At 51.2% G+C, this 24,057-nt stretch carries 17 protein-coding genes; 11 read left to right on the top strand and 6 right to left on the bottom strand.

Annotated elements, in window-relative coordinates:
* Positions 1–29: 29 nt before the first annotated feature.
* The 6 genes from AB1656_19485 (at position 30) to AB1656_19460 (ending at position 4,444) form a co-directional block, all read left to right on the top strand.
* On the top strand, positions 30–1,535 hold the full coding sequence (locus tag AB1656_19485) for a TolC family protein (GenBank protein ID MEW6237571.1): 1,506 nt from the start codon (positions 30–32) through the stop codon (positions 1,533–1,535).
* 455 nt (positions 1,536–1,990) lie between these two features.
* On the top strand, positions 1,991–2,146 hold the full coding sequence (locus tag AB1656_19480) for a hypothetical protein (GenBank protein MEW6237570.1): 156 nt from the start codon (positions 1,991–1,993) through the stop codon (positions 2,144–2,146).
* Between the two features lie 75 nt (positions 2,147–2,221).
* On the top strand, positions 2,222–2,584 hold the full coding sequence (locus AB1656_19475) for a metalloregulator ArsR/SmtB family transcription factor (protein ID MEW6237569.1): 363 nt from the start codon (positions 2,222–2,224) through the stop codon (positions 2,582–2,584).
* Positions 2,585–2,656: 72 nt separating this feature from the next.
* The gene (locus AB1656_19470) at positions 2,657–3,469 is read left to right on the top strand and encodes a nucleoside phosphorylase (GenBank protein MEW6237568.1); all 813 of its coding nucleotides are present in this window, start codon (positions 2,657–2,659) and stop codon (positions 3,467–3,469) included.
* A gap of 41 nt (positions 3,470–3,510) precedes the next feature.
* Positions 3,511–3,831, top strand: coding sequence for a DsrE family protein (locus AB1656_19465; GenBank protein ID MEW6237567.1), 321 nt, complete (start codon positions 3,511–3,513; stop codon positions 3,829–3,831).
* Positions 3,832–3,859: 28 nt separating this feature from the next.
* Positions 3,860–4,444, top strand: coding sequence for a class I SAM-dependent methyltransferase (locus tag AB1656_19460; protein MEW6237566.1), 585 nt, complete (start codon positions 3,860–3,862; stop codon positions 4,442–4,444).
* Between the two features lie 115 nt (positions 4,445–4,559).
* Here the strand turns inward: AB1656_19460 and AB1656_19455 are convergent, their stop codons facing one another.
* Both AB1656_19455 and AB1656_19450 read right to left on the bottom strand, forming a co-directional pair.
* Entirely contained in the window at positions 4,560–6,821 is a 2,262-nt protein-coding gene (locus tag AB1656_19455; protein ID MEW6237565.1) for a beta-galactosidase, read from the bottom strand.
* Positions 6,822–6,836: 15 nt separating this feature from the next.
* Complete coding sequence (locus AB1656_19450; GenBank protein ID MEW6237564.1) at positions 6,837–7,103, bottom strand: bacteriophage holin; 267 nt, start codon at positions 7,101–7,103, stop codon at positions 6,837–6,839.
* A 457-nt stretch (positions 7,104–7,560) separates the two neighbouring features.
* On the opposite strand from AB1656_19450, the gene AB1656_19445 reads away from it, so the two are divergent.
* The 3 genes from AB1656_19445 to AB1656_19435 are packed head-to-tail and all read left to right on the top strand — an operon-like array spanning position 7,561 to position 13,896.
* Positions 7,561–10,386, top strand: coding sequence for a hypothetical protein (locus AB1656_19445; protein ID MEW6237563.1), 2,826 nt, complete (start codon positions 7,561–7,563; stop codon positions 10,384–10,386).
* A 17-nt stretch (positions 10,387–10,403) separates the two neighbouring features.
* A complete protein-coding gene (locus tag AB1656_19440) occupies positions 10,404–11,795 on the top strand; it encodes a hypothetical protein (protein ID MEW6237562.1) in 1,392 nt (463 codons plus the stop codon).
* Positions 11,796–11,844: 49 nt separating this feature from the next.
* Positions 11,845–13,896, top strand: a complete 2,052-nt coding sequence (locus AB1656_19435; GenBank protein MEW6237561.1) for a hypothetical protein — start codon at positions 11,845–11,847, stop codon at positions 13,894–13,896.
* 55 nt (positions 13,897–13,951) lie between these two features.
* Here AB1656_19435 and AB1656_19430 read toward each other — a convergent pair whose 3' ends face one another.
* The 4 genes from AB1656_19430 to AB1656_19415 all read right to left on the bottom strand — a co-directional run bounded on the left by AB1656_19430 (position 13,952) and on the right by AB1656_19415 (position 19,669).
* A complete protein-coding gene (locus AB1656_19430; protein ID MEW6237560.1) occupies positions 13,952–15,223 on the bottom strand; it encodes a Gfo/Idh/MocA family oxidoreductase in 1,272 nt (423 codons plus the stop codon).
* Positions 15,224–16,354: 1,131 nt separating this feature from the next.
* Complete coding sequence (locus tag AB1656_19425) at positions 16,355–16,546, bottom strand: hypothetical protein (protein ID MEW6237559.1); 192 nt, start codon at positions 16,544–16,546, stop codon at positions 16,355–16,357.
* A gap of 256 nt (positions 16,547–16,802) precedes the next feature.
* Complete coding sequence (locus tag AB1656_19420; protein MEW6237558.1) at positions 16,803–18,158, bottom strand: hypothetical protein; 1,356 nt, start codon at positions 18,156–18,158, stop codon at positions 16,803–16,805.
* The gene (locus AB1656_19415; GenBank protein ID MEW6237557.1) at positions 18,158–19,669 is read right to left on the bottom strand and encodes a sugar ABC transporter ATP-binding protein; all 1,512 of its coding nucleotides are present in this window, start codon (positions 19,667–19,669) and stop codon (positions 18,158–18,160) included. The genes AB1656_19420 and AB1656_19415 overlap by 1 nt, the downstream gene beginning before the upstream one ends.
* 105 nt (positions 19,670–19,774) lie before the next feature.
* Here AB1656_19415 and AB1656_19410 point away from each other — a divergent pair, with 105 nt between their 5' ends.
* Together AB1656_19410 and AB1656_19405 are read left to right on the top strand one after the other, a co-directional pair.
* A complete protein-coding gene (locus AB1656_19410; protein ID MEW6237556.1) occupies positions 19,775–21,193 on the top strand; it encodes a sulfatase in 1,419 nt (472 codons plus the stop codon).
* Between the two features lie 73 nt (positions 21,194–21,266).
* Positions 21,267–23,858 carry a formylglycine-generating enzyme family protein gene (locus AB1656_19405; protein ID MEW6237555.1) on the top strand — a complete coding sequence of 864 codons (2,592 nt, stop codon included), beginning with the start codon at positions 21,267–21,269 and terminating at the stop codon, positions 23,856–23,858.
* Positions 23,859–24,057: the final 199 nt, after the last annotated feature.

The following is a 24,057-nucleotide window of genomic DNA, read 5'->3' as shown; positions in this document are numbered from 1 at the left end:
TACGCGTCCTTTGCCTAGGAGCAAGATTTATGCGGTTATTGTCGCTGCGCCTCGCCTGTTCTATCGCCGTATTCTTTGCCTGCCTAAACGCCGCTTGGGGAGAAGCGGGCGCGGCGATTTCATCCGCCACGCTCGGTTTTTCCGTACGCGACGCCATCCTGCGAGCGCTGGAAAACAACCGTTCCCTGGCTGTCGAGCGGTATGGACCGGAAATCATGAAAACGTTCGTCGCCGAAGAGCAATCGGTTTTCGATCCCGCTCTCGCGTCCAACCTCTCGGCGGCGGAAAGCAAAGGACAACGGACATCGGGAGTCGGCGCTTTTACGGGCGTTTCTTCGCGTCAGAGAAACGCTTCCATCAACGTCGCGAAGCGAACGCCGTTGGGAGTGAATCTCGATCTCAGCGCCTCCGCCACCGAGCGTTCATCAAATGTTTATACCAAATTATTTTCCACCCGCTTGGGAGCGTCGTTGACGCTTCCGCTTTTAAGAGGATTGGGTTCCAACGCCAACTTGGCGGGCGTCCGGTTAGCGGAGAGTGACGTCGATATCTCCCAGTACGAACTGATCGGATTCGTACTCGCCCTGGCGGCTCAAGTGGAGAAGAATTATTGGGACTTACTCGCCGCCAGAGAAGAACTGAAAATCCGCTTAGCTTCCCTCGATTTGGCGTGGCAGCAACTTGCCGAAACCAAGGATCGCATCGAAGTCGGACAAACGGCGGAAATCGAACTGGCGGCGGCGGAAGGTGAAACCGCTTTGAGAGAAGAAGCCGTCATCGACGCCCGCAGTTTGCTGCAAACGACGGCGCTGCAATTTCTCTCTTCGCTCAATCTCTCCCTAGGGCAATTCTCATCAGTGGATATCGCGCTGCTTGACGCTCCTTCCCAGGAAGAGACGCCGCTTGCTTCCGAAACGGAAGATATCGCCCAAGCCCTGGAGAATCGCCCGGACATCGGTCAAGCCCGCGTTCAACGGAAAAAACAGAAACTGGAAATCGTTCGTACTCGCAATGGCCTTTTGCCGCAACTCGATTTCTTCATCACGCTAGGCCAGACCGGCTATGCCGCCTCGTTCGATCAATCCATTCTCAATCTGGATCAAGAAAATTACGACATAACGGGCGGCATGATTTTTCAATACGATCTGGGAAACCGCGCCGCCAAAGCCAGGAACCGCCGCGTTCAATTCCGGGAAAAAGAAGCCCAGGCCGCTATCGCCAATTTCGAACAACTCATTGAACTCGACGTTCGGCTGGCGCATATCGAAGTCGAACGTTCAACGCAGCAAATCGTAGCCACTCACGCCGCAACGAGGCTGCAACAAGGCAAGTATCAAGCCGAAATGGAGAAATTCCGCGTCGGTAAATCGACCAACCTCTTGGTTCTCGTCGCCCAGCGGGATTTGATTCAATCGCAATTGGACGAGATGCGCTCTCAAATCGCTAAACGGTTAGCCAATATGAAGCTCGAACAAGCCAAGGGAACGCTGCTGGATCGTCACATGATCGTCATGCCAACCGATCCAACGCCCTGACGATGCTTCTTCATTTTTTCCAAAATAGATTCGCACCGTGAACATAACTAAAATTATAACAACTTGACGGAAGGCAAACAGTATAAGGAAACTCGGCATCGTTATATCGCAAACAGATCCCGAAACCGTATATAATGTATTGCGTTTGGCTCTTTATAGTTTGCAACAAGGGGATAAAGTTCGAATTTTTCTCTCAGGAAAAGGCGTGGAGATCGATCGGATTGAAGATGCAAAATTTGATGTATAAGCCCAGGCGCAAAAGGTATTGGATGCCGGAGGTGAGTTTCTTGCCTGTGGAACCTGCTTGAAACTTCGTCATTCCGAAGGGTCAGAGATCTGCCCATTATCCACCCTCAAAGACCATTACGAAATCGTGCGCGATTCCGACAAACTCGTAACGATTTGATAGCAGTAAAACAGAAAGTGAACTTATCGTAAAAATTCGTGAAAGCGGAATGCCGGAAAAATCCTGGTGGGAGTCGTTTTTCCATCCCGCAGCCATCTTGAATAAGATGGAACTTACATCGGATTGCCTGGACGTTGTGGAATATGGTTGCGGAACGTTTGGTAGAAGCCGTCCGAATCATTGCCGGAAATCTCTATGCTGTTGACAATATTTCATATTATGATATCCTAATATGATAATGAATTGATATGATAAAACCCCATCAAAAAGGTTGATTAGAATGAATAAACTCGATTTGCGGGAAAAAGCCGGCCTGCTTCGCACATTAGGACACCCGACGCGGCTTGCGATTCTCCTAAAACTCAACGAAGGAGTTAAATGCGTCACCGACATTCAAGATTTACTGGATATCCCCCAATCCAATGTTTCACAACACCTATTGGCTCTTCGCCGTGAAAAAATTGTTGACTTTCAAGAAGAAGGAAAATTGCGATGTTATTACCTATGCCGTCCTAAACTGGTGAAGCGTTTGCTTCGCTTTCTTGACGATCATTATCCCATTTTGGCTTGTCCCTCCAAGAAAGCGCATCGAGGGATGATGCCGCAAGAAAGCGTAAAAGTGACGAATGATTGCGCCGTCTAATCGTGAATATAAGAACCAATGGAATCGTCTTTATCAGAGAAGATGAATATCAAAAGGAGATCGTTTCATAGAATGAATATTCATAGCCAACATTCGTTGGCCGAAATCCCCTTGATGAATCATTCTCTCAACGCTCCGCCAGTTTTCTCTCCAGAAAATTTGATTGAAGCGGTCAAAGCAAAACGGAACATTCAAGAGATTAGGATTCCCGATATTTGCATCCTTGAATTTGACGGCGATCTTACGGAAAAATTACGCCGGCAGGACGAATTGACTGAATGTAAATCATGGCCCTGTTTTCATACCCGGTTATGGTGTTGGCAACAGGATCGAATTCGTTGCGGCATTGTCCCTCAAACCATTGGCGGGCCTTACACGGTTCTTATAGCGGAGCAATTGGCTGTATGCGGCGTAAAGGCGATTATTGGGCTTGCGTCCGCTGGACGCGTACATCCATCTCTGCCTTTACCAAGCGTCGTTATCGCAACTGGCGCGATTCGTGATGAAGGCGTTTCTTATCATTATCTTCCCCCTTCGGAAACAGTCGAAGCAACGCCCTCGCTGGTTCCCCATTTAATGCACTCCCTGGAAAATCTTGAACAACCTGTTCGGAGCGGTTTGATTTGGACAACGGACGCGCCCTATCGCGAAACCAATGAAGATATGGCGCACAATGCCGAAAGAGGAGCCTTGGCCGTTGAAATGCAAGCCGCATCGTTATTTTCTTTTGGTATCCGGAAGCATGTTCCAGTCGCATTGGTCGCGCATGTTACAAACGCGATGGATCATGACGGAAGGCAATTTGAAAAAGGGGCTGAACATTTCGATATTGAATTATTGAGCGCCATCTGTGAAGGAACAAAACGCTGGATTGAATCAACATAAATACAATTTGTCATAACAAAAAAATCCCAGGAGAAATCATCATGAAACTCGGCATCGTTATATCTCAAACAGATCCCGAAACCGTATATAATGTATTGCGTTTGGCTCTTTACAGTTTACAACAAGGGGATGAAGTTCGAATTTTTCTCTCAGGAAAAGGCGTGGAGATCGATCGGATTGAAGATGCAAAATTTGATGTAAAAGCCCAGGCGCAAAAGGTATTGGATGCCGGAGGAGAGTTTCTTGCCTGTGGAACCTGCTTGAAACTTCGTCATTCCGAAGGGTCGGAGATCTGCCCATTATCCACCCTCAAAGACCAATACGAAATCGTGCGCGATTCCGACAAACTCGTAACGATTTGATAGCAGCAAAACAGAAAGCGAACTTATCATGAAAATTCGTGAAAGCGGAATGCCGGAAGAATCCTGGTGGGAGTCGTTTTTCCATCCCGCAGCCATCTTGAATAAGATGGAACTTACATCGGATTGTTGCAATGCGGCGGAATTCGGCTGTGGATATGGGACGTTTTCGATCGCTGCCGCCCAAATCATTTCCGGGAAATTATTCGCCATTGACCTTGAACCGGAAATGATCCAAATCACTCGGGAAAAAGCCGCCATCCATAACCTGACCAACATTGTCTGCATGCAAAGAGATTTTGTGCAGGAAGGAACGGGATTGCCTGAGTGCAGCATCAATTATGTTATGCTGTTCAATATCCTCCATGCGGAGCAACCCGATGTCTTACTGCGGGAAGCGTGGAGAATTTTAGTTCCGGGCAAAAAGTTAGGAATTATTCATTGGAATTATGATCCCTCAACGCCGCGTGGTCCCTCGATGGAAATACGCCCTCGGCCGGAGCAATGCCGCGTTTGGGCAGAAGCTGTCGGTTATCAATCTCAAACCAAGGATCCCATCGATTTGCCGCCATATCATTACGGATGGCTGTTAACCAAACCGCTAAACCTAATTTGACGGAATTGTTTATGGACGGAAATATCCAACAATGGGCATGGATAAGCGGCAGCAATCCAGTTCTGACAGCGGGTATGCTTGTACTGCTACAGATCGTTTTTCTATACTAAAGCCTTCACCTAAAGGATTGGGATTTAATCCTCTCCTTTGGTAACAACAATACCAGAACATCGCGTGGTTGAAAGGCGTGTGTCAGAACGCATCCCTCCAGCGCATCGCTCAAAGAAACCATCTCGCCGTTTTCGAGATTCATCGCATGATCCTCCGAGAAGGAAGACGGCATGATGAATTTCACTTCCTGCGCCGTTTCGGAATAATTGACTCCAATGAATAAGCGCCCCTTATCCGATTCGAGAAGCCGCGCATCCAATTCGCCTTGGCCGCCTTCGATCTCGATTTCGGGATCAACGCCTGCCCAGGAAACGAGGCTTTGCAGCAATTGCCCCGCTGCGGCATCGCTGTTCCTATCGTAGGCCGCCGCTAGAAACGAGCCGATCAAAACCGCCTTTCCTTTTCCATACGCCGAAGCCGTCATCGCCGCATCGCCGTTAGCAAAACACGCCCACACTTCGGTGGAAGAAGAGGCAATGTCCAACGACTCGGCGTATTGCGCGCCGATCGCCGTTTTCCCCGCCATCGGCGCCAATGCCTCCGGCAGATTGGATTTCAGAATCATTTCCACTTTCGGCGGCGAGTTCAAGACCTTTTCGCGGCAGCCGAATACTTCATCCAATCCCGCGCCGGGGATGCGTTCATTGGCGAATCCTTTTTCGTCATTCCAGGCGGGACGCGCTTCGCTGATTAGGGTCCCGCCGCGACGCACGTACTCTTTTAAGGCTTCGGCGACGGATTTTTGCAACATCAACGGCGTGGGCAAATAGATCATTTTGTATCGCTCAGCCATTCCGGAAACGATTTCATCGGCGTGAACAAAATCGACGGGAATATTGCGTTCGAACATAGCGCGATAAAATCCCATCAACGAATCGCGAACCGCCTGGCCCGGACCAACCGTATTGCCCCCGGCCATATAAGCCAATGGATTGTACATAACCGCCGCCTGCGCCGGTAGCGGACGCATGGATAGGAATAAATCCCGATTTTCATCGATGATGCGGGCGAAACGTCCCGCCGCTTCGGCGCGTTCCGTGATCGTCCCATCGAGTTCGACCATGCCGTATCCATTCGACTCATAGCCGGAACTCATTGGAAACCAAGCATAATAACTGATCGAACGCGCGCCGCGAGCGATGACCGTCCAGCCCCAAAGACGCAAATCGGCCGCCGTGACGGGATCGGCCACGCGGACGCCGGTAGCTCCCTGCCCCGCCTGCAATTCGCCAATCCACCATCCCTTCTCCCGTCCCGCCGACCGGATGGCGTCCAACCCCGCCGTCAAGCGAATAACGCTCCAAGGTGCGGTGGATGAAGCGTGCTTGGGATAGATGGACGTCCCGTAATGGTCTACTACTTGAGACATCCCCCAGTCGTCGGGATTGCCATCGCCGTATAAAGGGCTTGTCAAAACCGATGGGACGGCGGAATGGCTGCTGACAATGAATTGGGAATCCGCTTTGCGAACCGCTTCCGCTTTCGCCTGCAAATCCTCCTGCAATTTATCGGGGATAAACGATTTCCAATCGATGAAATCCGTATAGGATAAAATCGTACCGAAGCGAGGCGGCTGCGCCTGATCCCAGCGGGTAAATGTCCGATACCAGGCGTGGTTGAGGCCATCCAGCGTGGAATATTTCTTCTTAAGCCAGGAACGGAATCGCTCCTGGGTATAAGGGCAATAACAAAATTCCGCCGGTTCGTCGAACCATACCCAATTGACGATATGCGGCTCGCTCCACAAGTCCCAGGCGAAGAACGACGGATGTTCTCGCGCGCGCTTCGCCGTCTCTTCATAAAACTTCATCATGGCTTTGCGAACGCCGGGATGATCTACGCAATAGCCGGGAGAGGCTTGGGAACGGACGATTTGCCCGCGTTGGTTAACGAAAGCGGCGCCGGGATATTTTTCGCCCACCCATTCCGGAGCGGAGTCGGCGTACATCTGGATGATGACGCGTAATCCGATCTCATCCGTCAGGCTTAACAGTTGTTCCAGATTTTCAAAATGGAATCGGCCCTTTTCCGGCTCGGCCGTCGCCCAATCCACCCAACATTTAATGCTGTTGAAACCAAGCGACCGGATGGCGAGAAGGTCGGACTTCCAAGATTCTTTTTCCGATGCGGGATCGCGAACCAGCATCGGCGCCCGCGCCTTGCCGCCGCCATACCAAACGCCGACCGGAAAAAAATCACCACCCGATGCGGGAAACGACAAGCACAGAATTCCCGCCGTCCATAAAGAAAAAAAGAATGTCTTCATTTTCACCGCCTTCGATCAGGCTTCTTTTAATGGGCATTTAGCAGCGAGACAATTATAAAGCCAGGCGAATATGATTCCGCTCACAAAGCCATCGATCAATCCCCAAACCAAGCCGATAACGCTGCCCAAAGGAGTGATGCGATAGCCGCGATAGATCAAACCCAAAAAAGGGACAACTCCCGATGAGCCTTCAATGGCGATGATCCACCACGTCAATAAGAACAATCCCAATCCCCAAATCAAACCGCCAGCAAGACCAAAGGCTTTCACATTGAGATTCATGATGCGCGCTCCTTTCTCTTTTGATAACGACGAATTGGAACCGCCTATCATAAAAAACTTTTGTAACAAGTCAACCATATATGGATAACTTCTGAACCGGATTCGAAGTAACGGTCGGTATAATTTATTCTTGAAAATTCTTGCTAGTGGCTCTCTTGCCGCCACAATCTTACTTCACATGGCTGACCTGTTACTAAATCGCAATATCATATTAAAACATAGCATTTATTTATCCGCCTCGAGCAAAATTAATAATATTCAAATAGAAATCCATCCTCTAGGCGCCGCTGCCTATTGTAATTGAATCCTTTTCCGATAAGAAGAGACTTTTCCTAATTGACTAGACGAAATATAAATGAGGAAGTTGTTTATTCCTTCGCTTCCCTTCCCTGATAAATTTTGATATGGGTAAGAAATTGTAACTATCTGCGAAACGGGAGTTTAGGGAGGACAATCTATGAGGCCGAAAACGTTTATGCTGAAACATTCCTTCATCTTTATCATTTTTTGGATGGGTACTTCCAGTTGGAGCGAAGAGGCGCGAAACGAATTGAGGCTTCAAATGAGTTGGGGGCATTCATCGCGTCAAAGCATACCATTTTCCATTAAGCTGTTAGGCGATGGATTGACGATAACCGATCTCCACGGCGAGGGATTGGAATCCGGAGAAGATTCAAAAAGCGGTTTCTGGGAAACAACGGGCGGCGGCGGGGATGTGGATGGAATCGCGTTTACCGTTATCTATTCGCCCACGCCAATCAAGATCAACGAAAAGTTACACCCCTTTTGGACGGAATTCATCAAGCAAAGTGATGCAAACGACGCTCGCCGCCTTTTGCAGGATCCCGCCTATCGAATCGATTCGCGCAAGATCGCCATTCAAATGGATCATGAAGGTAAGAAGGGATTCAGCGTCACTTTGGATCAGCTGCTCCAAAACAAGGGCTTTTTGATTCCCTTATTCGACATTTTTCTCTCGGCGGGCGATCCTGCGGTTTCCTTCGTCGAATGTCAACGCGAATGGGAAACGCGGAAAGGCCTTCGCATACTGGATCGGATTCGCACGGAGCCGGAAGCGTCTTTCGAGCAATTCGCAGCCCTTTGGGAAGATATGGGACGGCCGGATTACGTTCATCCATCTCAGCCAGAACCCGGACATATTGTATGTCTGGCCTGGGATAGTTCGATGCGCAAGTTCGGCGTCGATCGCGGCGCGGGGGTATGGAGCGATTACGGCAATTCCGACCGTTTTCGATTCTGGTATGATTTCGGCGATTTGAAGAGCGGAATCGAACGATTCTGGAAAGGGCAGCCGTTAGAGGAAGGACTGCCATTGATAACCACTTCATTAACCAAGGATGAAGTGGAGTACACTGTGGAACAGTTTGCTTATCCCCTTGATGGACCGCCTAAAGAACGGCGGGGCGATATCCCCATGACGCTGCTTCAGAAAGTCAGCGCGGCCAATAAAGGACAGGATGTCAAAACCGTCATTTTGAAAATCCTTCATCAACGGAAATTGCCATCATTGGAAACAAAGCCCTTGATCCCCCAACATCAGGGAAACGCCATATATTTTCAAAATGAGACAGACGGTCAAACTTTGTTTTCCGTGGAGGGGGATGGCTTTACCGTTACATCCTGCAACGTCAAAAAGGCGGAAAGTACGGATGAAAAAAGCCTGCCATTATTCGAAACGGAACTATCTTTCTCTTTGAATTCGAATCAAACCCAAGAACTCATAGTGAAATTGCCTTCGCCAGCGGTTTCACCTCAAGATCGTGAAAAACTGCTGGCTTTGAATTATGAGGAAGCGCGGACGCAAACTATTCAGTTTTGGTCGGATTATATTGGCCGAGGCGCGCAGTTTCGCGTTCCGGAAAAAACGGTCAACGACTTGTTCCGCGCCAGCCTTTGGCATGCGCTGCGTTTGCCGCGCTGTCATGGGAGTTCGGAAGAAAATGCGAAGATCGATATTCCCTATTCCAATTTCGCCTACGGCCAAAACGGAATCCCCTGGCCGGTCAACCAAGCCGTTTACGTCGATTACATGATTTACGATCTTCGCGGTTATCATGATCTTTCTTTAGAAGAACTGCTGACGATGTTTCGCCGTAACCAGGAGCCTAACGGCCATATCGGCGGATACGCCAATTGGGGCGTTTATACTCCCTCGATGATATACGCGGCGGCTCAGCATTATCTTTTATCGCAGGACGGCAAAGCGTTCGAGCGGCTCCTGCCTTATACGCTGAAAGCGATGGATTGGTGTTTGAATGAAATAAGGCAATCAACAGAGCATAGGGAATCAACAATGGGGTTGATTCGATCGCCTCTCAACGATCTTACCGGCGATGGAATTTGGGCATTCACGCAGGCGTATGTCTACGCCGGACTGGCCGCTCTGGGCAAGGCTTTGGATGAAACCGGCCACCCGCGCGCTCAGGAATGCCTGAAGGCGGCGCAGGATTTTCGCCGATCGATCGAACGCGCTTTCGAATCGGCGGCGATGCAATCTCCATTGGTTCAATTGCGGGATCAAACTTGGATTCCTTATGTTCCCTGCGAAGCCTTGACTCCCCGGCGGCTATTCGAGCAATGGTATCCTACCGATGTGGATACGGGCGCCGTTCATTTGATCCGCTTAAAGGCGCTTCCCGCTGACGGCGTTTTGGCTGACGCGCTTTTGAACGATCATGAGGACAATTTCTACTTGAAAGGCTGGGGCATGGCCAACGAGCCGGTTTACAATCCTCAGGCGACGGCTTACTTGCTGCGCGACGATCCCAAGGCGGTTATTCGAGCTTTTTACAGCTATATGGCTTGCGCTTTCAGCCATTCGGCTCTCGAACCGGTCGAGCACCGTTGGTTTTGGGGGCAATATTTCGGGCCGCCGAGTACGGACGGGGCCTGGTTCGAGTTATATCGCAACATGCTCGTTCGCGAACGGGACGACGATTCGCTGCTCTTGTTGCAAGCGACTCCGAGGAAGTGGTTGGAGGACGGCAAGCGCATCGAAGTCGAAAACGCTCCGACCTATTACGGAAAAATCGCATTCACGGCAACAAGCCAAGTTCATGCAGGCCGTCTGACGGCGGAAATCGATGCTCCCTGCGGCGATTCTCTCAAAACGCTGCTACTCCGGTTGCGCCATCCCAGCGCCAAACCTATGCGTTCCGTTACGGTCAACGGTCAAGATTGGCGGGATTTCGACATCGATAAGGAATGGATTGCGATTAAGAATCCCCGCGGACAGCATTACTCGATTATTGCTTCCTACTGAGAAAAGGAGAGGAAATCATGAAAATTCGCCTATTGACAATCGTTTGTTTAGCAGCAATTTCATCGCTTGTATGGGGACAAACGCCTAGCACTCTCGTAAAGGTATATTTAAACGAGCGGCTCGGTCCGATGAACATCGACCGCATGGCGCTGGGCCAGGGAGGATTATCGGAAGAGCCGATGTGGGACAATCGCATCGCCGAGATTCGCGCCTTGCATCCGAAAGTAATCCGTCTGTTTATTCAGGAATATTTCGATCTTCTGCCGGAGCGCGGCCGATATCATTTCGACGCGCTGGATCGTTCCGTGGATGCGATTGTGCAGGCCGAGGCTGAACCGGTGATGTGCATCTGCTTCAAGCCCGCCGCGCTCTTTCCGGAGATTAATCAGGATATCGTCGAACCGAATGACTATGAAGAATGGGAAAGGTTAATCTACAACCTGGTTCATCATTATAAGAAGCGCCATCCCAAAATCCGCTACTGGGAAATCGGCAATGAACCAGATATCGGAGAAAGCGGCGGCTGCCCTTATCGCTTCCGTCCGGAGAATTATACGATTTACTATCGCCGCACGGCGGCGGCGATCCTGCGCGCCGATCCGGAAGCGAGAGTCGGCGGTCCCGCCCTGGCTAATGCTCGTTCACCCATTCTCCCCGCGCTGATGAACTTCTGCGAAAGTCAAAAGATTCCCTTGCATTTCGCATCCTGGCATATCTATACCAGCGATCCACGGCAGATTCGCCAAACGATCGACTATGTCCAAACTGAGTTGAAAAAACATCCCGGATTGAAACCGGAGACTTTCCTGGACGAATGGAATATCGATTTATCGAATCCTCCCCAGGATGCGCGTTTTCAACCCTGTTTTGCGGCGGAAGCGATTTGGCAAATGAAGGAAGCGGGATTGGATTATTCCTGTTACTATCACATCCGCGATTATCATGTATCATTCGAGCGTTTCTCCAAGTTCATGTCGTCGGAAGGCAATGTATTCATGGCCAAATGGTGGAACCGGCGTCCGCAATGGGATGGCCTTTTCGATTATCAAAACCAAATCCGCCCTACTTATTTTTTATTCAAATTGCTATCGCGCTTGACCGGCGAACGGTTGCGAATCGGTTCGGTATCGGACAAAGTTCATGGATTGGCCAGCTGGGACGCGAAATATCAACTCTATAATTTGTTGCTTTGGAATTTCTCTCCCACGCCGATGACAGTGAATCTCACCTTGGAAAATCCGCTCTACGATCTCCAAGTCAAACCCATCGTTTTTGATGCGCTAACCGCTAACAGTGACGAAAATTCAAGACTCAAACCGGAGACTCCGATAAAATTGACGCGCGATAATGCGGCCTGGGAAATTTCGCTGGAACCGTATGGAGTTCGTTTTTGGACATTGGAAAAATAAAGCGGAATACGAAATGAAACAGACATCAATATAAGAAAGGCGTTTGACAATGTCATCCATCCATCGGCCTCTTGTAAGATTATTCTTCCTCGTCATCGGATTCGCTGTTCTGTTTCGAGTACCGGCTTTTTGCCAAAATCGGGAGAGTCCGAATCCGCTGCTCGACGATTCGACGAAGCGGTTGGCTGAAGAAGTGAAAGACAAGGGATGGATCATTTTCAGCGCTTGCTCGGATAAGGGCGATTGGGATTTGTTCTCATGCCGTCCAGACGGTTCCGATCCGAAAAACCTCACCCAAACGCCGGAATTTAACGAGGCCGCCCCGCAATTTTCGCGGGATGGGCGGCAATTGCTGTATCGGAGATTGCGCCGGGAGCAAAAAATCGACGGTAATAATTATGGAATGCAGGGTGTGGTGACGCTCGCCAAGAGCGATGGAACGCAGACTCGGATATTGGGGCCGGAGGGCGAATATTCCTGGGCCAGTTGGAGTCCGGATGGGAAGCAAATCGCCTGCTTATCGTTGAAGGGAATTTTCATTTTCGACATCGAAACGAAAACCATCGCAAAAAAACTGGAGCGTCAGGGATTCTTCCAGCAATTGACATGGTCGCCGGATGGCCGATGGCTGTGCGGAGTCGCCAATAGTTTCGACGCCGGATGGAGCGTGGCTCGCATGGATATTTCGAACGGAGCGGCCAATCCAGTCAGCCGGGTGGATTGCTGCACTCCCGATTGGTTTCCAGATTCAAGGAACATGATTTTCAGCTATCGCCCGGCGGGACAAAATGGCAACAACGGCTACGGTTGGACGCAACTTTGGCGAGCGGACGCCGAGGGTCGAAAGCGGCAAATGGTTTATGGCGAGGACGGGCGGCATGTCTACGGCGGAAACGTTTCCCCCGATGGCATGTATGTTATCTTCACGGGTAACATGAACGAAGACGGCGATCCAGGCCAGCAGGGCGCGCCGATGGGATTGATGCGCTTGAACGATGCGCCCATCATCGGCGGCGAGAGCGGCGAATTGCGATCCTTGCATCCCGGCGCCCATAACGGCCCCGTTTTGGCGCTTCCTTCCGGATGGGAGCCTTCATGGACTTATGCTGAGATTTTCTCCGATAAAACCCCTGGAAATGCAGATCAAGTCCTAATGGACGATGTTTCAACGCTGGCGGACGAATTGCATAACAAAGGCTGGCTGGCTTTTAGCGGGGAGACGAATCAAGGCGACTGGGATTTGTTTCTGATGCGGCCGGATGGATCGGATAAACGAAATATCGCCAACACGCCGGAGTTCAACGAAGCAGGGGTTCGTTTCTCGCCGGACGGCAAAAGGATGTTTTATTATCGAATGCCTAAGAGCGTTCCTTTGGATAACAATACGTATGGGAATTTCTCTCTTGTTTTGGCTCATGCGGACGGGAGCGATGCGACCGTAGTTAGCGACTCATATCATTGGGCCGCCTGGGGACCCGATAGCGCCCAGATTGCCTGCCTGGACGCCAAAGGCATTCATATTGTGGATTTATCGGACAAACAGGTTATACGCTCCCTGCCCCGCAAAGGCTTCGTTCAACAATTGAGCTGGTCTCCGGATAGAAAATGGTTCTGCGCTACGGCCAACGGATTGGGACCGTTTTGGAGCATCGGCAGAATCGATGCGCAGACGGGGGCTTTGAACGCGGCAAGCGAGACGGACCGATACAATTGCACTCCCGACTGGTTCGCCGATTCCAAGCATATCGTTTATTCGCGGGGAATCGTTCCCGAAAAAGGCGGATGGGCGGAATTGTGGATGGCCGATGGAGACGGGAAAGAAAAGCGCCTGCTTTATGCGGAAGAACAACGGCATACGTATGGGGGCGCGCTCTCGCCGGATGATCGATACGTATTGTTTACGCTCAGCGAAGCGGATTTGGGGAAAGTGAATAATTCCCGAACCCGCCTCGCCATCCTTCGTTTTTCGGACGCGCCCATGATCGGCGGCCAAAGCGAATCGCATCGCAAACAATACCCGCAGGCCGCCAACGGTCCGTTGTTGGATTTAGGTTGGGGATGGGAACCAGCATGGACGTTTGCGGACGTGGAAGATAAATAATCCTATTCATATTAAAAATTCAAGCCATTCGCCTTTGTAAGTATTAATGCACGCATCAACTTGCCGGATGAATCCTATTTTTCTGGGCGTCCCAATAAATCTTCTTGTTCAACCGGTAGGCCATGTTGCTCAGTTGGCAGGCGGTGATGACGCGGTTCGCTGTTTCGATGGGCGAGTTCGTCTTGGCCCGCGATTTGACGCAATCCAGGAAATTGGCCATGTGGGCGTCGCCTTCGTTGTTCATCTCCCATTCGGCGATGGATTTCGAGCGATCGTCTTGGGAATAGATTCGCACGAAATTATCCTGGTCACTTTGAATGACGGCGCCTTTGGTTCCGAAGATGGAATGGCCGTAGCCGTCGTATCCGTTGAGAAATTGTACGGAAAAATCGATGGAAAAAGTTCCGCAGTCCATCGTCGTATGCGCGACGTCGGGCGTTTCCCAGAAATCCAAATGATAAACGCCGCCGTTGGAGACGACGGATTGGATATCGAGGCAATCCGACATCCACATCGCCACGTCGATGTTATGCGCGCCGATGTCCGTCAACAGTCCGCCCGCGTAATCCCAAAACCAGCGCCAGGCCGAGGCGCGGTCGCTGCTGTAGGGTTTTTGCGGCGCTTTGCCAAGAAAGCGCTTCCAATCGATTTTTTCCGGATCGTATAGGGCTTTGTTCCGGCCTCGGATCTGGTAAGGATCGCCGTTGGAGAAATTGCGGCAGTCGTAGGTCCGCACCCATTTCACTTCGCCGATAACGCCTTCCTTGATGGCTTTGAACGCTTCATGCCAATGCGTCCCGCTGCGGCGGTGGTTGCCGATCTGCACCACCCGATCCGTTTTCTTCGCCGCCTTTACCATGCTGGCGCCTTCTTCGATGGTGTGGGAAAGAGGTTTTTCCTGGTATGCGTCTTTCTCCGCCGCCATCGCGTCGAGAAAAATATCGTGATGCCAATGATCCGGCGTTGCCAGCACGACGGCGTCGATGTCGTTGCGCTCCAACAGTTTTTCGTGCTCTTTATAAAGTTCCGCCGTCCCGCCAAGTTTCTCCCGAGCCTGTTCCAGCATCAATTGGTTCACGTCGCATAAGGCGACGGCTTCCGCATTGAACTTCATCGCGGCGCGCAAACGGTCTTGGCCCCGGTCGCCGACGCCAATGCCGCCCAGGCGGATGCGCTCGTTGGCGCCAAGAATCGAATGGGAGCCGATGCTAACCAACACGGAAGCCAGAGCCGCGTTTTGCGTGGATTTTTTCATGAATTCTCGACGATTGTTTTTCATCATTATCTCCTGAAGCCATTCTTTCACGACGATCGATACCGCTTTCATCGTTATGATAAACCTTGCAAATTACGTTTTCTTTGTCAATACCGATCTCTTGCCTTTTACTAACTCATGTTACGCAGCTAATAATACCATATACTCGCCGCATCCCAGCCTTGAAAGGCTGGCTATTGCCACATGCCCCTTTAAAGGAGCAAACGGTAATAGCCCGCCGTTTCAACGGCGGGGCGGCAGGGCTTTTCTTCCTACTATCGCCGAGTGCCTTTCCTCGGTAGGGGGGGCTCATCAATCATCAATCATCATTCCATTATCGCGTCCAATTTGCGCCCTTCCCCACAATAACAGAGGGACCTTCTCACGGCGCGCGCCGAGCAGTCCCCGCCGTACTCGCCGCTAAATAGCGAAGTGGAAGAGGATGGCATCGTCGATAACCTTGCGCAGCCTTTTTAGGGTGCGCATCGGTGAATGAGTAGCGGGGGTGGAACTCACAGTCGTTTCGCCAGACTGTGATTGGCATGGCGAAACGATTGCCTGGGAACCGGCTTGCCTATAGGGCATGAAGCCCCCTGGCGACATCGGAGAATATTGAGAAAAAAGCAGGATCAAACCGCCGGGCGGCAAGCGAATTTTATCTTTCCTTTCCTTGATCGTTTCATTCGCATCTCGGAAAAAAAGAGGAAAGAGAAAGACAAAATGCCAAAGCCTTGCCGCCCCGGTTTTCCAATTGTTTAAAAATAGATTTTCCAATTTTAAGGGGATAATTTTTGATGTTATCCCCCGCATTATCCTTTTTTATCCCTCATCCTATTTTCGCGTCTTTTTCCCTCCCATCTTTATATTCCCAAAAACGGCAGCTGGCGATTGATTTATACAATATATTCCTTGTTTTAAATGACATTGCGCCAAGATATCCTTATCGCCCAAAAGGTGAGCGGAACATATTTTGTAAGTCATCGAATTTCTTTTACTAATCACGTGTCACTAATCACTTGTCACTTGTCACTGTTTTTACATTCATGCGAATCATAAAAAAAAAGCGGAGCCGCTAATTGTAGAGAACTCCGCTGTAGCCAAAAGTGGGGAGGAAGTAATGCTTGAATATTTTGAAGGAGTAAAACTCCCGTTCTTCCTTTCTTTATTTTTCTTTAATGTTTCCCGGCTTTCTTATCCTCGCATTCAATCGATCCAGTCGATCTTCTCGTTCGCAGCATGGTAGACCAGGCGCGTCGGACAGCCTCGGTTTTCGAGAAAGCGTTCGAACCGCTTGATGCGCTCGCTCTCTTGCATCGCCGATAACGTCGGCCTTTTATGGCGGTCGGCGCGTTCGCCGGATCGGTCTCGATGGTTTTTCAAACGATCATTCAACATCTTCTCAACTCCTGGAGTTCTTTCATACGCTATCGTTCCAAATAATCCAGCAGCTAATTTTTCCCTTTTCCTATCCGCCTGCATAATAAGATAAAACGATCCCATTGGTTTTTCGTTTCGCATATTTTCAATTATTTTTTCAACGCCTTTGATAATTAGTACGTATGGCGCCCTGAAAATGTTTCAAAAATTTTGGGATTTTTTTTCTCGTGGAGAAAGAAGAATTTCTTTTTGTGGTTGCGATGAATAGCGGAAATCATAATGGCGGCGGCGTTATTTCCTTGCGCAGCGCCCAGTTAAAGCGCGCATAGACGGCGTATTCCCGCAACTGGCGGTCCGTCCACCAGCGAAGGCGAACATTGGGATAGTTTTGCTTAAATCGCAATCGACGAAACAATTCTCTTGACGCCGCAAGATGAGGACTCCACTGGATGTCTTGTTCCAACGCCGAAGGCGGCGGTTTGCTGTCGCTTAAATACTCCAACCACATTTTCAACGCGGCTTCGTCATTTTTCCCAGCAGAAGGCGCCGAAAGCGAGAAACTATCAATTGGAAAATATCTTTTATCTTGAATCGCATACGCCAGGACGAAGACGCCGAAGAGAAGCGCCAATAGTCCTCTCGCTCCCCAAACCATTTTCCGTGAGGGAACGGAATCGTTCGGTGTGAGGGGAAATCCGCCCGCCGCCAGAGCCGTAAATTGGATAAGAACCAAGCATTCCCAGGCGAAAGGCAGGAAACCCAAAAAGCCGATGAAAGGCATTTCGAAATAACGAACATAGCCAAATAATTGAATCAAATGCAAATTGAGATAATCGAAACAGTACGAAAAAGGTATGGTATAGAGCCACTTGGCGCCCGCCCAATAATTCCAAAATTCCCACAACAAGCCGCAGACGCCGCCGGAGACGAACATCAGCCACGCTAACTTGCGGCATCCCGCCGACCAAAGACGCAGCAGCGAATAGCCGCCGCTCCAATAGGCGAGCGGCTCCAACAGAAAGACGAATCCCATCCAGACAAAGGCGAAGAGATAATGCCGCACCTCGCGCCAAGGGATCAGCAAAGGAACCGTAACGCTTAGCAATCCGAAAAAGAACCAAAGCCATACGGTTGTCTTATGCGGTCGGCGAGTAAAATCCAATTTCTGTCGCGGCGGCCAAAACGTCAGAAAAATTTCGTAGGTTTCCAATATAGCGGGCGTGATGGTGGCATAGGCGAGCGCATAACAGATATAGCGATGGATAATGTTGGGCGGCAATCCGATATAAATCCAATTTTCCAAATAACAATTGTAAAATTCGAAAATCAGCCACCAGAAGAGCGAGACCGCCGCCATGAAAACGAAAAAGCGTGGACGGTCGGCAAGAAAGGAAACGCCCCGGCGGCGCTTGATGATTCCATCGAGAAAAAGAATATACCCCCACCAGACGATTAGAGTGAAATGAGTGTACACCGGCTCGATGCGGTAATAGAGCAGCGTTTCCGATGCGGCGATGATAAACGCGCCCGCCCAAAACCACGCAGGAAATTTCTCGCATGGCTTCCCCCAACTCAGCAGGTCGTAAGGGGGATGGCCGCTTTCGGAAAGCGTTTGAGATTTCGTTATCATCAGGCTGCAAACTCCGAGCGTTTGGGCGAACTAGTCGCCAGGTCCATGATTTTCTCTTGCGTCGCTTCCGAGCGCGACAGTTCGCCGACCACCCGCCCCGCGCTCATCACCAGAACGCGGTCCGCCATGCCCAGCACTTCCGGCAGTTCCGACGAGATCATCAATATCCCGGCGCCCCGGCGCAAGAGTTCATTCATCAATAAATAAATTTCCCGCTTTGCGCCCACGTCGATGCCTCGCGTGGGTTCGTCGAAGATGAAGAGTTTCGAATGGGCGAGCAGCCATTTCGCCAAGACGACTTTTTGCTGATTGCCGCCGGATAGATTCTGCGCCTCCGTTTCGGCGCTGGGAGCTTTGATGGTTAGTTCCTTCATGGAACGATCCGCCGTCTCCCGTTCCTTCTTCCCTTGAATGAAAAGATAACGGCAGAACTCCATCAGCGTCGGCAGAGTAATGTTTTCGCGAATACGCATCCCCAAAACCAATCCCTGCCCTTTGCGGTCTTCGGTAAGCAAGCAAATGCCCAAATCGATGGCTTGGCGCGGCGAGGCGATATGAATCATCTTGCCCTCGAAATATATCACGCCCGCTTCCGGTTGATCCGCGCCGAAGACCATGCGCGCCGTTTCCGTGCGTCCTGCGCCTACCAGCCCGGTCAACGCCGTAATTTCGCCTTTGCGTATGTTGAAGGAAACATCCTTCACGAAGCCGCGCCCCAGCCCTTCCACGCGCAGGATTTCTTCGCCGGGCGAGAAAACTTCTTTGGGAAATTCTTCCGTGATCTTGCGGCCTACCATCATCTCGATGATGCCTTCGCGGTCCACCTCGCTGATCTCTTTCGTTCCAATCCACTCGCCGTCGCGCAGCACCGTCAGCCGGTCGCAAATTTCGAAGATTTCTTCCAAGCGGTGGGAAATATAAACGATGCTGACGCCTTGCTCTTTCAAAGTCCGAATCAGGGCGAACAGATTTTTCAGTTCGTGCAGAGTCAACGTCGCCGAGGGTTCATCCATAGCGATGATCTTTGCTTTGACGGACAAGGCTTTGGCGATCTCCACCATTTGCTGCTGCGCGATGGAGAGGCGGTTTACCGGCTCGTCCAGATCGAAGGAGATGCCCAACCGTTCCAGCAGCTGGGCGGCTTCGCGCTTCTCCCGCTTGAAATCGACGAATCCAAAGCGCGTCGGTTCTTTTCCCAGAAAAATATTTTCCGCCGCTCCCAATTGGGGAACAAGATTGAATTCCTGGTAGATGATGGAGACGCCCAACGCCTGCGCTTTATGGGGTGAATCGATAAGCGCTTTCTCTCCCCCGATAAAAATTTCGCCGGAGTCCATGTTTTCCGCGCCTGCGAGGATTTTCATGAGCGTCGATTTTCCCGCTCCATTCTCGCCCACCAAGGCGTGAACCTCGCCCTCGCGCACATCGAAATTCACCTGCTTCAACGCCTGTACGCCGGGATAATTCTTGACGATCCCCGCCATCCGCAAAATCGGTTCTGTTTGGGACATGACGCTTTACTCCACGGTTGAAAACATGATTAAGTATTAACGAAATCCTATCGAAAAAATGCGCCGCTGTCGAGCAGATGGATGGAAAACGTAAAGGATTAGAAAATGATTTCAAAACACAGAACTTTGATCGCCGATGCTGACATGGGGGCGATTTCAGAAAACCAACTTGCGCGCGTTGAGGGAAAAAAATGGAACATCCTCTTTCTCTACGCCGATCAACACCGGGGAATGGATATGGGCTGCGCCGGAAACGGCCAGGTCATGACGCCCACTTTCGACCGTCTGGCGAGGGAAGGAACCTTCTTCGCCAACGGCGTCGCCAACTGCCCCGTCTGTACTCCCAGCCGCGCCATTTTATTGACGGGTAAATATCCCCTGACCAACCGCGCCGTGGTCAACGATCTTCCCTTGCCCACAGGTCAAGATACGTTGGCGTCGCTGCTTCGCGCGCAAGGGTATCGCACCGGCTATATCGGCAAGTGGCACTTGGACGGCATTCCCCGCAGCAAGTTCACGCCGCCCGGTCCCCGGCGGCAGGGCTTCGACGATTTTTGGGCGGCTTATAATTGCTCCCACGCCTATTTCGATCCCAAATATTATCTCGATGCGCCGGAACTCGTCCGCCGCCCAGGCTACGAACCGGATATCCAGACCGATCTCGCCATCGATTTTATCAAGAAATATAAGGAAGAGCCTTTCTTCCTTATGCTTTCTTGGGGGCCGCCTCACGCTCCTTACGAACTCGTTCCCGAATCGTACCGCACTATGTACGATCCCAGAGAAATCCAGCTGCCGCGCAACGCCATCAACGCCCCGCAGCGCACGGTGGCCGATTACTACGCCGCCATCAGCGCCTTGGATCATAACGCGGGGTGGCTGCTGCAAACGCTGGATGAATTGGGCTTGCGCGAAAATACTTTAATCGTTTACACGGCGGATCATGGCGACATGCTTTGGTCTCACGACCGCGTCAAGAAGCAGCAGCCGTGGGAAGAATCGATCCGCGTTCCATTAATCCTCAGTGCGCCGGGACTCATTCCCGCCGGTGAGCGCTGCGATGCGCTTGTGGGAACCGCCGACATGGCGCCGACGCTTTTGGGCCTGCTCGGCGTACCGGCGCCCTCCGTTATGCAGGGCTGGAACCTAAGCCAACGCATTCTTGCAGGCGAAGGCAAGGAGCATAATTCCGTCCCCATCATGGACATCGTTCCCTCCGATCAAGCCAACATCTGGCATGGGCGCGAATGGCGCGGCGTGCGCACGAAGCGCTATACCTACGCCCGTTGGAAAGATTTGGGCTGGGTGTTATACGACAACCAAGAGGATCCCTATCAAACGATCAATCGCATCAAAGATCCCGATTTCGCCGCCGTCCGCCAGGAATTGGAAAACGAATTGCAGCAATGGCTGGACAAACTTGGCGACCGTTTTCTACCCGCTCAAGAGCAATTGCAAGAACTGGGATTATCGCAATTGTTCCAAGAAAGGCAGGAGCATTTTCATTCGGGGAAAAATTGGTGAAAAACAGGATGACATAAAACTATCCAATCCGTATATTATACTATATAGGTCCTATGAAAGGGGGGATGGTTTTATGTCGCGATTCATTCGCATTATTTCCCTATTCGTCATTGGCGCATCATTCATTTCGGCCAACAACGATTCTTATGCTCCCATTCGCATCGAGTTCTCCGGTGATACTGCGGAAGAAAACGGTCTAACCGTTATGGGCGCGGGATTCGATTATTATCCTAGAGCCAAACTATCGTTCGGCGCTATTCCTACAGATCACGCCTTCACCAACGCGACGGACGGACGCGGAGCCATTATAACAGCCAATCCCGGCCAAGGATTAATGATCTTCGGATCGGTCATCGAAACGCCTAACGCTGCTCTCATCCGCTGTTCCATCCGCACAGCGCAGCCCAACGCTTCGTTAACTCTCGCCGCCATCGATCAGGGACCGAATGTCTTCGTTTCCACCAACTCACCGAACAATAGCGCTTTCGCCGTTGGAGAATATAAGCGGCTGTCCCTCTTTTTCACTCCGCCGTCCACGGGCTTTCAACCGCTGATCCAAATCTATAACTGGTCCAGCAGTCTGCCATTGACGGTTTATTTGGACAATTTCGAAATTTATATTCTCGATCCCCATAAATACTACCATCCCGCTTTTCTCGATGGCGACGAAAACGATCCTCCTATCTCCACTATATCCCTCGATAATGACGAAATCGTCATCGATCTTCCGGATATGGCCGATAGTTACAAGCCGTTGGAAATGATCCTCATCAAATCCGGCGCTTTTATGATGGGCAGTCCCGAAGACGAACGCGGACGCTCCGCCGATGAAACGCCGCATCAAACCGCCGTCTCCCAATGTTTTTACATGGCGAAATACGAACTGACGCAAGGGCAATGGCGGGCGGTTATGGGGTATCCCGTATCGGAATTCGATTTCAATCCTAATCATCCCGTAGATAACGTTTCCTGGGAGGATTGCCAGCAATATATCAAGCGGTTAAACGCAATGGGGAAAGGCGTTTTTCGCTTGCCGACGGAAGCGGAATGGGAATACGCCAGCCGCGCCGGGACGACGGCGCGCTTCTGGTTCGGCGACGCCTTGGAATATTCCGATAGCGGTTCGGAATATATTCCCTTCATCGATCAATATATGTGGTGGACGGGAAACAATACCTATAACGGCTATATCGGCGGAACGAAAGAAGCCGGCATCAAGACGCCAAATCCGTGGGGATTGTACGATATGTACGGCAACGTATGGGAATGGTGTCAGGATTGGTACGGCGCATACGCTGACGGCCCGCAGATCGATCCCCAAGGTCCGGAATCGGGAACCAGCCGAACGTTGCGGGGAGGCAGTTGGAATGGGATGCTGAAAGACGCCCGTTCGGCGGCGCGCAACAGTTATCCACCCTACGAACGCAACCATTATGTTGGCTTTCGGCTGGTGCGGGAACTGGAAGAAGAACCGGTTATGTATCCAACTCCATTGGTTGAGCCGACTCCTTTACCTACGCCCACGCCTTTGCCCGCCTCTCCCGATTGGCCCGAATTCAGCCCCGGCTCGGCTAGCGGCGGGGGCGTATCTCAAGGATGCGGCAATCCCAAAGGCCGCCTCGGCGCCGTTATCGATTCCGACGGCAATCCCATTGCCGCCTGGTCGTATCTGAGTTGGGACGGCGAAGCCTACGTCTATGTCATGAAATTCGACGGCGAGCAGTGGGTGGATTGGGGAACGGATCGAGCACAGCGAAAAGATATCGCCAACGCTCCACGGGGCGTCAACCGCCTCGTCGTCGATCCAGCGGATGGACGCCCTATCATAACAATGGATTTTTATTTCGACGAAATGCGCAAATTCGACGGCTCGGCCTGGCAACGCTGGGCGGGCGGAGGCATCGACGATCCCAGCGGCCTGGAATTTTTCACTGACCTCGCTTTTCTGCCGGATAAAACGCCGGTTGCCTTTTATCTTTGCGGCGTCGGCTCCGCATACAGTTATTTTCGAATGCGCAAGTTTACGGATGGAAAATGGATGGAATTCAGTCCCGGCTCCGCCAGCGGCTACGGCATCGCCGAACAAGATCGCGAAGGGGGAACGCCGCAATTGGCCGTAACGAATACGGGCGAGATTTACGTCCTCTGGCGCCAGCCTCGCGAATCCTCCAGCGCCCTCTATATCAAGCATTGGGATGGCATCGCCTGGATCAGCCTCGGCGCCGGTTCCAACGTCAGCGCCGATTTTCTCGACTCCGGTTGCAACATCTCGTCAAGAGCGCTCGTTCTCGACTCCCAGCAAAAACCGCTCATCGCGTACAATACGCAGGACGGTAAAATATTCGTTCAACGCTTTGAAGACGGCCAATGGATTCCCATCGGCGGCAACCTTTGTGAGCCGGAACGCAAAGGCTCCTCGCCCGTCCTCGTCATGCGCCCCGATGGGCGTCTGGTTGCGATCTGGCAGGAAAGCGGAACGCGCATTCTTTACGCCAAGCAACTTAACGGCGGCGAATGGCATCCCGCGGGAGAAGGCGCGGCGTCGGGCGGCGGCATAGCTCAAATATTCGGCGATTACGACGCCGTATGCGACGCTCAAGGACGAATCGTCCTCGTTTATACGGGAGAGGATCGAGAGATTTACGTCAAGAAATTCGAACCGTAAGATTGATCGATGAATAAGAAAAGTGAAAAGGGCGGCTCCGATGATCGAAGCCGCCCTTTTCTTAGTATGACATAATACCAACATGCATTGAGATTGTTGTTTTCAAAATTCCTCTCCCAAGATTGGGAGAGGTTAGGTGAGGGTTGATATTATTAGGCTTATATTTCCCTCACCCTAACCCTCTCCCAAAGGGCGAGGG

The organism is Candidatus Omnitrophota bacterium (genome assembly GCA_040755155.1).
In the GTDB taxonomy this organism is placed as follows: Bacteria; Hinthialibacterota; Hinthialibacteria; order Hinthialibacterales; family Hinthialibacteraceae; genus JBFMBP01.
This window is presented reverse-complemented; position numbering and strand designations above follow the sequence as displayed.